This window comes from Hominilimicola fabiformis, from assembly GCF_020687385.1.
GTDB classification, from domain to species: domain Bacteria; phylum Bacillota; class Clostridia; order UBA1381; family UBA1381; genus Hominilimicola; species Hominilimicola fabiformis.
This window is the reverse complement of sequence record NZ_JAJEQM010000004.1, coordinates 18,149-33,875: the sequence shown is the minus strand read 5'-3', so window position 1 is coordinate 33,875 and position 15,727 is coordinate 18,149. Positions and strand designations below refer to the sequence as shown.

At 37.9% G+C, this 15,727-nt stretch carries 1 protein-coding gene (only partly in view); it reads right to left on the bottom strand.

From position 1 onward, the window contains the following. Window positions 1-15,727 carry the start of an RCC1 domain-containing protein gene (locus LKE05_RS04115; RefSeq protein ID WP_308456014.1) on the bottom strand. 72,386 nt of this gene lie to the left of the window's left edge, so the window shows 15,727 of its 88,113 coding nt (coding positions 1-15,727); its start codon is at window positions 15,725-15,727; the stop codon falls past the left edge of the window.

Sequence of the window (15,727 nt, the reverse complement as noted above, 5' to 3'; positions counted from 1 at the left end):
TGTGATATGCTCCTGCAGAAATCTTAACGATATTTCTCAAATATGCAGTGCTACTTGCACTTTCGCCATTTACAGCTTGTGTAGGTGCAAGAGCCTCTGTAAAGAATCCCTTACCGATTTGACCATAGCTACCGCTACCCCAACTGAATACATTACCATCTCTTCTCAATGCTGAAATGAATGTATCGCCGATTGTAATATCAATAAAGTCATTAAGCGCACCGTCTGCGTTATCTCCGGCACTTGCTCCCTTTACTGTGAATGAAGCATATTGACTGTATTTTGAATTTTTAGCCTCGATACCTCTCTGACCGTATGTGTTATCACCCCATACATATACAACACCGTCTTGTGCCAAAGCTGCTGAGTTTCTTGCACCGGCTGCAACTCTTTCTACACCTGAAAGTATTTCTGTTGAACTTGTTTTTACAAGTGTTGGTGTGTATGCAGTAGATGTACCGCCTATACCAAGCTTACCGTTTGCATTGTTACCCAAAGCCCAAACTTGACCGTCTGTATCAACTGCAAGCATATGAGTCGGACCTGCCGCAATGTGTTTAATATTTTCAAGATATGTTGTTGAGTCTTTGCCTACATTCTTAACTACTCTTACAGGTGATGTTCTGTTTACCGTTGATGATGTACTTCCATCATACGTATTACCCCATGTCCAAACAGTACCGTCTGCCTTTAGTGCATATACGCCACTGTTTGTTGCGGCAACAACCGGAACTGTTATTCCGTCATTTGGTTTTACCAATACAGTAAACATACCATAGTAACCTGTTACATCATTTCTTGCACTGATAACTGCCTCACCGTAACGTCTTGCATGATTTGCAGTTACTCTTACAACATTAGACGCAACATCTTTTTCAACCTTAGCTATATCTTCATTTGATGTGCTGAATGTAAGGTTGTCAAAATCTGTTGTAGGATGTGGATTAACGTCACTCAATAAGTTAAATCCAAGGTATTCTTTATCAATCATACCGTTATCACCTTGAAGAGTAACTTCAAGTGTGCCGTCATTATTGATATAAATGTAGTTTGGAATATTATCATATTCAACTACATCTGTACCTTCTGTTTTAACGCCATGTTGGAATGCAAATATTTTTGCTGGGCTTTCACCCATAAATATTGGGTGAACAATATTATTAGAGAATTGTCCTACTCCATAATATCCCCAACCGTATACACTACCATCATAACGCAATGCCATTGCATCTCTTTCACCGGCATATACTCTTGTAATATTTGTAAGTTCAGTTGTTCCGTCCAACGTAGCTGTTTCACCTGCAACTACACGAGTAGCAACTGAATAGTATCCGCCTGTAGTTTCATTACCAAGCTGACCGTTTGCATTTGTACCCCATGTGTATACATCACCGTTACCGTTGACAGCATAGCTGTGACTTCCTGCCGCTGATACGTAAACTACGTTATCTAAGTTTCCATTAGCAGATACAACTTGTACCGGAGAAAATTCCTTAACAGATGTTGCACCGTTACCAAGTTGACCGTTTCTGTTTGCTCCCCATGAATATACTTCGCCATCTCTTGTCGTAATTACAGCATGATCTGTTGCCATATCAACATAAAGTGCATCTCTGAAATATGTTACATAAGGATTCTTTGCACCACTTAATAATTGCATTGGCATTGACGCATTATCTGATAAACCGTCACCAAGTTGACCGTTATCATTATTACCCCAAGCATATGCGTATCCGTCGTTTCTTACAGCGATAGATGAGTTACCGCCGGCTGAAATCTCTGAAATTGAATTCAAGTAGCCTATACCTTCAAGACCTACTACCTTTGTAGGTTCTGTTATATAAAGATTTTCCTGTGAAGGAATGTATGTATAGTATGTTTCTGCATCATACTCTTTATGCCATTCAGAGTCGCCTTCTACAACTCCTTCATCATTTGTATATCCGTTTGTTGTAAAACCAAGTTGAATTTGTTCAAACTTAACATCTGTATTTGTACCGATTTGTCCCTTATTATTTAGACCCCATGCCCATACATTGCCGTTCTTGTCCAATGCAAGAGTATGTCCGCCACTTGTATTATCATTTAACAAATCAAGCTTTTCAGCATCTTTGTTAAGACCTGATTCTACACCTGTTGCAGCTGAAATTGCTACTATATCTTTAAGGTTAATCTTCTGCGGTGACAATACATTGTTATTGTCTTGAACTCTCTTATATTTTATATGTTTATGATCTCTGTAACGCTGTGAGTCAAGCGGTGTATCTGCCGGCCAACAACAATTACCCCATACATCTTCAGTTGAAATAATTTCTTCATGATATTCATTCCAATTACCGTCACCCAACTGACCGTATTCATTCCAACCCCATGTATATACTTCACCTGTTGTTGAAAGTGCAACTGAGAATTTATTTCCGGCTGCAACTGCCATAAACTTAACTTCACTGCCGTCACTATTATGAGGGAATGAAACTTTTGCCGGGTATTCTGTGTCGTTTGTATCGCCGTTACCAAGCTGACCTTTATCGTTTTTACCCCATGCCCAAACTGTACCGTCTGATTTTAGAGTAAGAATGTGGTCTGTACCGGCTGATACCATAGGTATAACTAATTTTTCTGTTTGCTTTACGCCAAGTTTGAATATACCTGAATATTCTGAGAATGACTTTTGTTCAACAAGCATCGAAACTTCACCGTAACGATTATTTTCGTTCGGTATAATACGCCATCCGTCAGTTTCTTCTACAACTGTTGCAATTCCCGAATCCATTGTTCTGAAATCGTAATTTGTTGCAGGCATAGGTGTAAGTACACCTTCATCGTCAAGGATAAGGTTAAATCCACCTTCAAATTTTTCATTTACTGATGTTATTTTTAATGTTTTGTCATAGTCAAGGAATGTATAAAGTGTATCTTCTGTAACTTGAGCATATTCGTTACCTTCACTGTCAAGGATAGTACCTTCAGTAACAGAAAGTGTCTTTACAAGTTTTTCACCTGTTTGTACTGCCGCATTATGCTGAGCATTTGTAAAGTCACCAAGTTGACCTTCTTCATTACGTCCCCATGACCATACACTACCGTCTTTCTTCAATAGTGTAACATGTGCATTACCTGCTGAAACAGTTAACGCGTCACGGAAATATAAATCATCTGTACTTGTTGAATCACCTGATGCAATTTGCTGTGGTACAAGATAGCTTGTTTGTTTGTCTGCGCCTGAAACCAACGCACCCAAACCAACTTGACCTTCTGCGTCAAGTCCCCATGCGTATACTGTACCTGATTTTGTTACAACAACAGTATGTTCGCCACCGGCTGAAATTTCAATAGCAAGTTGATCACTGCCGTCCATCCATTGATTTCTTACACGAACCGGTGTTGTTGAATTATTTGTTGTTCCGTTTCCAAGTTGACCGTTAGTATTTTTACCCCATGTATAAACTTCATTTCTGTTGTTTATAACAGCTGAGTGTTCACTACCGGCTGAAATCTTGATTACATTTTCCAAATACCATGTGTCAGTATCTGATTCACCTTTCCATACTTGTGCAGGAGTATAAACATCTGATGATATAACTGTGCCAAGTTTACCGTTTGATACTTCGCCCCATGCAAAGACTGTACCGTCATTTCTTAATGCAAGAGAATATGCGTTTCCTGCCTCGATTGCAATAATGTTGCTCAAATATTCACGATCAGATGCACTGTCACCCTTTAAAACTCTTGTCGGATAAATAACATCTTCACCGGCATAGCCGATACCAAGCTGACCGTGTTCGTTACCGCCCCATGCGTATACATAGCCGTCTTTTGTAAGTGCAAGAGAGTGTGTATCACCGGCAGCTACTGATATTACGTCTGAAAGAATTGATTCGTACTCATCCTCATATACATAATATGCTTTACTTCTGTTTTCTTTGTTCATACTGCCAAGCTGACCATGTTCGTTACCGCCCCATGACATAACTTCCATTGATTCAGTAACCATTAATACATGTGTGTCGCTTGCTGAAATGTCACGGATACCAAGCATTGTTGAATCTCCGCCAAATTGAACGGCTACAGGAGAAGCTTTGCTCTTATCAGTCCCGTCGCCAAGTTGGTTTTGAGTATTTTCGCCCCATGCGTATACTTTACCTGAAACTTGAAGTGCAACAGAAAAATTCTTGCCGGCATAAACCTTTGGTGCGGCAATTCTTCCGTCTACATATACATCAATTATACCTGTCCATACAGTTTTACCGGCTGTATTTACGGCACGAACTGTTGTAGAACCGTATTGTCCCGACGGAACCAACTCTGTTCCGTTAACTTGTATTATATTTTCATTATCAGAAACAAAAGTAACTTCACTTGATGCGTCATGTTCTCTCTGAACTTCCACATATTCTGTCAAGCTAAATCCCGGATGAACTGTTCTTATAGCTCTTGTCGGATTAACTACATATTTTTCTTTTTGTGAAATAGTAATTTTTGACGGAGCAAGGAAGAATTCACTTCTTCCGTCATAATCTTCCCTTACATCGCCTTGTTCTGTTATAATTTGACCTATTTCAAACTTATAATTTTTGGCAGCTTTTTCACCTGTGTATACCGGATAATTGAATGATGAAAAACCTGAATTACCGATTTCACCATAATCACCGATACCCCATGCAGCGATATTACCACTATTGCTCATAGCAACACTAAAGTTTTTACCTGTGGCTATCAAACTAATATCGCCAAGTGATGCTAAACCTGTTACTGTTCCGGTTTCGCCTGCTACTACGCCATTAGCTCTGTCGTATACTGTAAATGCACCGTTATCATCTATAACTTTACCCCATATTGCTACGTTACCGTCATAGTCGATACTTAGCATATGTTCAAAACCTACAGAAATTGCCATTACATTTGTAAGTTCATAGTTAGGGTCATATTGATATGTTGTATATACTTTGCGTGGTGTACTTGCATAATCTGCTGATAGTGTATAATCACCTAATTGTTGTGAAGTATTATCACCCCAAGCATATACTCTTGAATTTCTGTCAATTACGGCAGTGTTGTTAGCCTTGGCAGAAATTTGAGAAATGTTTTCAAGATAGTAACCGTTACCGTAACTGTCACCCTTGAATACTTGAATCGGATATTCTCTGTCTTCAGTTGTCATATCACCAAGTTGACCACGGTCATTTCTACCCCATGCCCAAACACTACCGTCACGTTTTAACGCAACTGTATGATATGAACCTGCTTTTACTGAAATAATATCTGTTAAATATCCACCGCCGTTAAAACCTTTTACTTGGTTAGGAATATATGAACCATTTTCACCTGTACCAAGTTGTCCATATGTATTATCGCCCCATGTGTAAACAGTGTCATTATTTAAAACAATTACAGTATGGTTCTTACCTGCAGCGATGTCTGTGATTTCTGTAAAATCAACGCCATCAGTCAAATCGACTTCTACAGGTAGAGATCTTGAATCCTCAATAGCTGTACCGTCTTCTGTTATTTCGTTATTTATTTCCACACCAAGCTGACCTGAAGTATTATCACCCCAAGCATACAATAAACCATCATTTCTTAGTGAAAGCACAAATCTTTCACCGGCTGCTATTCTCTTTATGTCTGAAATATAATCACGAACACCTGTTTCTTCGTCTATCGACAATGTTACTTGAACCGGATACGCTCTATTTATATATGTACCATCACCAAGTTGACCGTAATTATTTATACCCCAAGTCCATACACTACCGTCACCTTTTAGTGCAACTGTAAAGTCCTCACCTGTTGCAACCATCGGGGCGTAAAGTTGACCTTCCGGTCTTAGTGTTAGCATTACATTCTTTGTATAATCACCTACTTTAATTGTTAGTATTGTTGTTCCGAATTTATGGTTTTGGTTCGGAGTTATAACAACATATGTAGTTCCATCTGCTGCTGTTTCAACATCCAAAGTAAATAGTTTTGGATTTAGCAATGAGAAATTGCTCTTATCAACACCGGTAAGTTTAATAAGGTTTAGTCCTTGCGCGTCGAACAAGTTAAAGTTACCGTATATATTTGAATAGATTTCATTTACATTTATCTTTAAAACGTCATAACTGCTACTATTCCTATAAATCATACTTAATTCTGACGGAAGTACATTTTTATAAGTTGTAGTATCAACAGTACCGTCATATTTTTCAAGAATTGTTTCTTTAACAACAAGACTGTTAGATTCCTTTTCACCTACTTGTGTAGGATATACTTTATTTCCCTTTGAATAATCACCGATATGTCCGTTGTTATTTGAACCCCAAGCGTACACTTTACCGCTTGACTTGACAGCCATTGAAAAATCTTTACCGGCACCAAGAAGGTACACTTCACCAAATTGTTCGTGTGCCAAAGTTTCTCCGTTTTTGACTTCAACAGGAATCGGAGATGATGTTGTTGTTATATTACCTACACCAAGTTGTCCGTTACTGTTTGAGCCCCAAGCATACACTTCATCATCTTTTGTAAGTGCAAGCATATGTTCATTACCTACAGCAACACTGCGTACATCGTCCAAATCAACCTTTACAGGTGAATTTACAAAATTGTCTTCTTTTGATGCACCAAGTTGTCCACTATTATTTGAACCCCAAGTATATACTACATTTGCAAGTTCATTTGAAACAGCTCCGCTTTCATCACTTGTTGTCTTATTTTCTTGTATAATTGCAGCCGCACTGTTACCGCCAATAGCAACGTCAACTGCATTATGAATAAATGTATCATTTTCGGATACATATTCACCGTTCCATACCTGTACGGGTACATTTTTCTGAGTTCCGTCTGACACATTACCAAGCTGACCAACAGTGTTGTCACCCCATACAAATATGTCGCCGTTTCTCTTCAATACTGCCGCAAAATTATCACTGGCAGTAACTTTGATAACATCTTCAAGTACAGCTGAACTACTTGCACTTGCACCCTTAACAACTGATTTTGGTACATTTGAATTTGAAGTAGCACCGTTACCTAATTGACCTCTGCTACTTGTACCCCAAGAATATACGCTACCCGAAGTTGTCAATGCAAATGCAAAATCTTTTCCGGCAGCCACATTTATAAATTTAACATCTTGTGAATTTGCCTGTACACTAAGCATTTGAGGGGTTGCCGAATAAGCCTCGCCGATGTCGCCTCTGCCAAGCTGTCCATTTTCGTTATTACCCCATGTCCATATATTTCCGTCTACATCAAGTGCAACTACAAAGTCATCACCTGCCGCAATAGTTGTCATTTGAGGAATACCAACTAAAGCTTGTGGAATTGGTCTGTATGTTGTTGCAGTATCTATACCAAGTTGACCGATTGAATTTTTACCCCAAGTATATACAAGTCCGCTTGCAGAAAGTGCAACGGCAAAGTCTACACCTGAGTCAACTTTAGGAAGTGCAATACTTTCTGTTACGTTTACAATTATTGAACCGATATAATTTGTATCAGTATTTCTTAATATAATTGTAGCTTTACCTATTTTATTAGTTGCTGATACAACTCCCAATTGATTAATTAATGCAACTGTATCATCAGAAGTTGCAAATTCAATCTTTGTAGAATCAGCTGTCTTTGATTCTGTAACGCTCTTTAGCATATTGAAACCGCTTAGGTATTTTTCAATCGTTTCTGCGGCGTCAATTTCCAAAGAACCATTGTTTTCTATTGTAATTTCTACCGGCACGTCATTTCCGGTGTACTCTTTAGCAACTGAACCGTCTGCTTTCTTCGCAGTAATTTTTTGCATCATAAGCACACGTGCTTCTCTGTCACCGGTTAAAACAGGAGTACGTCTTGTTTCATTTGAAATATCACCGATTTGTCCGCTTTCATTCAAACCCCACGAATATACATATCCATCGTCCTTGATTACAACAGTATGTGAACCGCCTGTACTTAAACCGATTACGTTAATCAAATAATCGTCTGTACTATCAACAGTTATACCTTTATTTACACGAGTCGGTGTCGCATTTCTTGATATATCGTTATTAGCATCTTTGATACCAAGTTGACCGTATTCATTATCACCCCATGTCAAAACGGCAGTGTCTTCACTTCCGTCAAGAGTTGTCATAATTGCAGAATGTTGTCCGCCGGCAGCTATAGTTTTGATTTTTCCCGAAATTGTTATTTTTTCAGGAACAGGAACTATATCCTTTGTGCTTGAAGCAAGTTGTCTGCGATCATTTGCACCCCACGCATATAATGAGTTGTCAAATGCAAGTGCAAGAACATGATTTGCACCCAATGAAATATCTGTTATATTTTCAAGAGGATTACTATTGTTTGTTATAACTTTGATCGGTTGATTTCTTAATCCATTTACATTAATACCAAGTTGACCATTATCATTATTACCCCATGTAACAACCATACCGTTCGACTTTAATGCCGAGCTGAATTCTTTTCCGGCTGAAATTCTTATAATATTTGACAAATATATGTCACTGCTTGCACTACGACCGCCTAAAACTTTTGTAGCTTTTGTTTTATACTTAGCAAGAGATGTAGTTGAATCATATCCATTGCTACCCACGCCAAGTTGACCGTTACCGTTACTACCAAATGAGTAAACATAACCGTCTTCTGTCAAAACTAATGTATGATTGCCACCTGCCGCGATTGCAGAAATTTTTCCGATTTCTTTTCCGTCTTCTGACACGATTGTAACAGGTACACCACTATCCTTAGTTGTGTAATCTGTTTCTGCCGGTGCTGCCGGTGGACCTTGTTCAATTTGCAATATTGGCAATTTGTCATTTTCATCATACTTATTTGTAAATGACCATACACCACTGCCATCTTCAAAATTCCAACCTGTATATATTGAAGAATCTGTCAAATCAGCATTTGCTAAAGATGCGGCAGCATCATTACCAACGCCTACTACTGTTCCATTATTTGTATATGTGTAAGCAATACCATATTCCACACCTGCCTGAGCATCTGCCGATGACTCTGCCATATTAGACGCAGAAATACCTGCAACACCTGATATGTCAGATGTTCCGCTTACACTTCCTGAATTATAAGCACGGAAAATATTGCCAATGTTTACGGCTGTAATACCACCGGCATATTTTATGCTTACACTTGTTTCACTGTTTACAACTCTAACATCAGCTCTGTTATATACATTTGAAATCGTGCCGTGTTCACCATTATAAGCAACTAAACCACCACTCAAGTTATATGAAGATATTTGACCTAAAACTATACCCGAATTTGAAACAGTTCCGTCATTAAATCCAACAAGACCTGCTGAAATTGAATATGCCGGCACTGACATGTCATTATCTTCCACCTCTAAAGTGGTATTGCTTACTGAAATACTATTAAGAATTACATTTTGAATTGTACCGTTATTTACAGCAAACATTGCTGATACTGATGTTTTATTATCACCAATATTTGTTCCTGTAGCTGATGAAGATACATTTAGATTGTTTATTCTATATCCGTTACCATCGAAAATACCTGTAAATGGTTTGTCAGCGTCACCTATAGGAGCGAAAGCGCTTGATAGTGTTATATCTTTACCAAGAATAAATTTTCCATCAAGAACTTCGCGTACTTTTTCTAACCCTTCTGCCGCATAAATTGTATAGTAACCTGTATTTTCATCAAATTCAACAGCATCATGAACTTCTTCTTCGTCACCTTCGATTGCTGATTCGATACCGCTTGTACCATTACCAAGTTGACCATACATATTGCCGCCCCATGTATACACTTCACCATTTACACTAAGTGCAACTGCGTGAGTATCTCCGGCAGCTACTGCAACAATATTTTTAAGTACACTGTCGCTTGTTCCGCTTACACCTACTACCTGAACAGGTGAATATTGGCTTGTTCCGTCGCCTTTTGTACCATTACCAAGTTGACCGTTCTTATTTTCACCCCATGTCCAAACAGTACCGTCTGATTTTAATGCAACTGAGAAGTTTTCTCCGGCAGAAACCATTGGTTCTGTATAGAAAGCATCTTCTGAAAGGTCATTTACATGTACAACAAACATTCCTACTACACCTGTAGAAGAAACCGCTTTAATTACAGCAATCCCCTTGGAAACTGCTGTAATTGTAGTTCCGTTTACAGAAACTACACTATCATCTGATGATGAATATGTTATTGATGTTGCTTTCTTAACTTCATCGTCATTGACAATAAGATTAAAGCCTCTAAGTGAAATAATGTTTCCGCCATTAGCTTTAATTGTCTGGTTTTTATTTACAGTTACAGTGTTTGGATTTACTATATCTTTAGTGCCACCATCAGAAGTCGGAACTGTTACAGATAATTGAAGAACATCTTCTGCGCCCGATCCAACCAAAACAGGTACACTGCTATCTTCACGAGATAAGTCACCCAACTGACCGTCACTATTATATCCGAACGCCCAAACATAACCATCTTTTTTCATTACAAATCCACTTTGTGAACCTGCGGCTATTGCCTGACCATTCTCTGAGAAATTGTTATTTGATACGGCAACATTTTTACTTCCGCCTACGCTACCCATACCAAATTGTCCGTGACGATTATCACCAAAATTATAAACATTGCCTTCTGCATCTATAATTATTGTATTATTACCACCGGCAGCAATTCCTGTTACAGTTGTAATAATATCCTTTTTCTCGTCAACAACGTTGTCTGTTACATCACTTGATGCTAAAGGAGTAACGTCTGACAAAAATTTACTTGTGCTGTTACGTCCAAGTTGACCGTATTCATTTGAACCAACTGTATAAACTTTGCCACCTGTACCGTCAACAGAATATTCCAATAGTACAGAATGGTTTTTACCGGCAGCTATTGCTCCGATATTTGTTATGATTGTACCATCGGCTGACAATTCAGTCGGAACAAGTTGATTCCAAGCCTCATCAGAAGGTTCGCTTGAAACTTCACCATCGCCAACTATAATGTCACTACCCATTTGACCATAATTGTTTGCACCCCATGTCAAAACAACACGATCCATATCAGGTACTTCTGTATTTGCTCCAAGTAAAGCCAATGAATGATTTTCACCGGCAGCTACTGCTACTGCACTGTCTATATATGCACTTGAGCCATCTTCTGCCGACGCACCCTGGATAACTCTTACAGGTGTTAATTCCTTAGACGTACTTGTAATATCATTTTCATCTCTTGTATTACCAAGCTGAGCATGATTGTTAGCACCCCAAGCATAAACCGCACCTGTTGACAAAGCTACCAATGAGTGCTTACCGCCGGCAGCTATATCATTTGCAAGAGTTATAAAACCGTTAACACTACTATGTTCACCACCAAAAACCTTAACAGGTACATTTTGGTTTGTTGTACTGTTATTACCAAGTTGACCGTTATCGTTCAAGCCCCAAGCCAAAACTGCACCATCACTTGTCATAGCAAGTGCATGATATTTTCCTGCTGCAATCTTAAATACACCACTAAGTTTTTTAGTTGCGTCTACTGCCAAAACCGGAATAGGTCCTTGTGAACTTTCAAAGTTACCGTTACCAAGTTGACCATATGTATTATCACCCCAAGCCCAAACACTACCATCTGATTTCAATGCAATTGTGAAATTTTCACCTGACGCAATCATAGGAGTTGTAAATTCATTAGGTGCTTTAACATGAACTTTTAATATTCCATAGAAACCTTCATTTTCAGCTTTGATTTCTACTATTCCTCTTTCTCCACCATTTTCCAAAGATACCGGTGAAACAGTTTCCCAATTAATCTCAACTGTATCAGCAGATACTCCGGCAATTTTTTCATTTGAAGATGAAAAAATTATAGCTGAAGTAATATCAAATTTTTGATCGTTTTCTATTAGGTTAAATCCTGACTTATAATATTTTTTAATTTCAGGAATTTCAATTTTTACTTTTTGAGCATCAGTGATTGTTATGATTTCAGGCATTGATTCACTGCTCTCATACTCACCGGCAATTTCATTTGTATCAGCAGACACTACTTTTACATGATCCATTATTAGTGAGTTGCTTGCAGCTGTACCTGTAAGAACCGGCAAATCTACTTTTTCATATTCGTAACCGTTACGTCCGTCACCCAACTGACCTAACATATCAGTACCCCATGAATAAACTTTACCGTCTAATCTCAATGCAGTCATATGGTTTGCGCCGATTGCAATAGCAACTATATTTTCAAGTGAGCTTTCTTCATCTTCAGAATTTGTTGCTCCAGCCATTACATTCATCGGCTCGTTAGTTCTCGATGCAACATTTACATTACCAATCTGACCTTCGTCATTTCTACCCCAAGTATAAACTTTACCATCTGATGTTATTGCAGATGAATTATATCTTGCGGCATTGATGCTGATAACATTTTTTATAGATTCAAGTTTTTCTATTTCACTTGAATTGTTATTGTCATCTTTACCTAATGTATTTTCTTCATTATGACCCCAAACATATACACTTCCTGTATTTGTCAAAATCATTGAATGGAATCTTAATTGTTGTTTACCTTCGTCACCTGATGAACCTGATGAATTAGTACCACCGCCAGCTGCTACATCAAGAACTTGTCCGTCAACACTAAGTTCCATTTTAGAAGGTAATGGTAACACATCTTCTGTTGAAGTGCTTACAAGTAATGAGTCACTGTTTGTTCCCCATACATATAAATTACCATCATTTTTCAATGCAAGTACATGAGAAATGCCTGCCGCTATTTTTATGATGTTTGAAAAATCATTTCCGTCAGCGTCAACCGAAATTTCTGTTGCATATACAACGTCACTGTCATATCCATTATTTTCTATTTCATTTCCGCCGTATTGACCGTTACCAAGTTGTCCGTAAATATTTGAACCCCATGAATAAATTTTACCGTCTGCGCTGATAGCATATGAACTAAAATTTCCAGCTGCTACATATTTGATATTTTCAAGCGGAGTATTTGCAGCAGTCAAAACATACGACGGATTTGAACCTGTAATTTTATAACCGCTACCTAACTGACCGTTACGGTTAAGACCCCAAGCATAAACTCGTCCGTCACCATTTACTGCAAGTGCATGTGCATCACCGACAGCAATATGTTTGATATTTGTCAACGGTGACAATTTTCCGTTTTCCTTGATTTCAATTTTGTACGGAGTATTTTGAGCATCGCCTGTAACTTTCAAGTTACCAAGTTGATGGTCACCTGCAAGACCCCAACCCCAAACTGTACCGTCACTCTTTAATGCCAAAGTGAAACTTCCGTTTGCCACAACCATTGGAACTGCAGTAGGAAGTACGACGTTATTTCTACTTCCATAAACTTCAAGATTGAATATTCTGAACTTACCGCCGATTTGAGCTGTAATTCTTGTACGTCCTTCTTGTACGCCGGTAATTGTAACACCTGATGCGTATGAACCTTCTTGAAGAACTGTTGCCAATCTTGAATCAAGAATTGTCGTGTTTGTTGCTGTAAGTGATGACTGCAATCCTTTGTCCGGTAAAATGTCACCCAAGGTTCTCTTTTCTCCGACACGAATTTCAATCGTATCTATTCCTTCAAGATCGCTTACCGCTGAACCATTGATTATTTCATTTGGATCACTCACCGCTGAAGTTCCACCGCTGTCACTCAAAACTGAAATGTTATAATTTGCAACAAGCTTTTCATTTATTTCTGTTATATCAACTTTTGCTAACGACTCCGAAGTTTCAGATGTCTGTTTCGGCTCGATTGCATACATTGTTGTTGATAAATTGCTTGTTGATGTAACTTCTGTTGTTGATTCAGCCGGTGTGATTGTTTCTGTTGTTTGTGAATTATCATTTGCATTATCGTCTGACGCAAATTCAATAATTTCATCAACATTAATCTTGTCATTTGAATTTACGTTTTCAGTGTTTTCTGAAATTGTTTCATTCTTATTGACTGATTCATTATTTGCTGAGTCAACTGTAACTTCTTTTTCGACAACATTTGTTACTGTTTTTTCAACTTCTTTTCCTGTAACATTTTCAACAGTATCTGATGATGAAGAAGTTGATGTTGATGTCTTTGTTTCTGTGCTCGGCATTTCTGTTGTTGTATAATCTCTTGAAGATGTTGATGTTGAATTATCAACTACCTTTGATGAAATTACATTGCCTTTTTCATCTGTAACGGTTTCTGTTGTTGTTGTTTCTGTTGTTGTTGTTTCTCTTACGGTATATTGAGTTTCGATTGGTGTTTCTTCTTCAACCGTTTCTTCTACTGTTTCATAAACAGTTTCAACAACAGGAGTTGTGATTGTATCTTCGATTGTTTCTGTAACAGTTTCTGTTTCTCCGTTTTCGTTAACTATTTCACGCTCGACCTCACGCTCAACAGTTTCCTCAACGTTCTTAGTTACTTGTTTAGGAACTTGTTTTTCAACAGTCTTTGTAACCATACCGCCTGTTTGCTCTGTGCTAAGTATTTCTGTTGATACAGTTTGCTTAACAACAGTTTCGCGATTAACATTTTGTGTGCTCTTTTCTTGAACAGTTTCTGTTACTGTTTTTGTTTCAACTGATGTTTCTGTTTTAGTCTGTTTTTCTTCACTATCAGAAGTGCTATTATAATAGGAAGAAACTCTGTCATTTTCGTTTTGATTTTCTGATTTTTCATCATCAGAAGTTGTTGTATTTTCTACATTTTCTGTTGTTTTTTCTTCTGAATTTGATTCATCATTTTTTACTTCATTATTTTCTGTGTTGTTTTCTTCCGATAATTGATTTTCTTCTAACTTTTGTGAAATTTTTTCTGAATCAAATAATTCCAATGATGTACTATTTTTTCGCTCTGTTTCTTCACTGTTATTTTCTTTATTTTCATCACTTAGTTTTGAAAGGTCGTAATCCGAATTTTCTTGTGAAAGACCTTCTTTTTGCATTTCTCTTAGGAATTCTTCTACTTCCGGCGATTCAAACTCTCTCTTTAATTCTTTATTTTCGTTTGTATCGCTTTGCTCACTGCTTGAATTATTATCAAACAGCATAGCTGTACCTTCTGTGTATTCGTCAGGATCCGATTTTAATCCTGCGAAGAATTTTGTTGTTTCTTTACCGCCAATCCATTCAATTTGAGCTGTACTGTTTTTTCCGTCAACAGATGTTGATTTTATAAGCAATATTGTAGGATCTGCAACTCTCCAAACTATCTCGTCATCCTTATCTTCTGCAAGTGACGCTGTTACAGATACAACATCACCCACTTTAGTAAATCCTATCGCTTGCTTATCCAATGTTATAAAATTACTAACTCTGTTTCCGGCAGTAAGTGGATTTTCAGTTATAGAAGTTTCTGAACTGTCATAATCGCTATTGTATGAAGAATAACCATTATTATATGAAGTTTTTCGGGGAGAATTTGAGTTGGCAGTATTATTTTGTGATGAACCACTTGTGTTATTTGATGTTTGTTCTTCAGAATTTTCCTGAACACCACTATTAGACGCAGCCCCTGTCTCTTCATTTTGAACAGGTTCTGCGCCTTCTGATTGTTCTGATTCATTCGGGACGGTATTTTCAGTCCCTTCTTTATTATTGTTGCCATCCTTATCTGTATATGATACGGATAAGAACATTCCGTTTTTCACCGCAGCAAGTACATCTACTTGTGGTAATGATGTCGATGCCATTGCTGCCAGCAATGCTATTGATATAGCTCTGCTTGTTTTTTTGCCAAGTCTCAT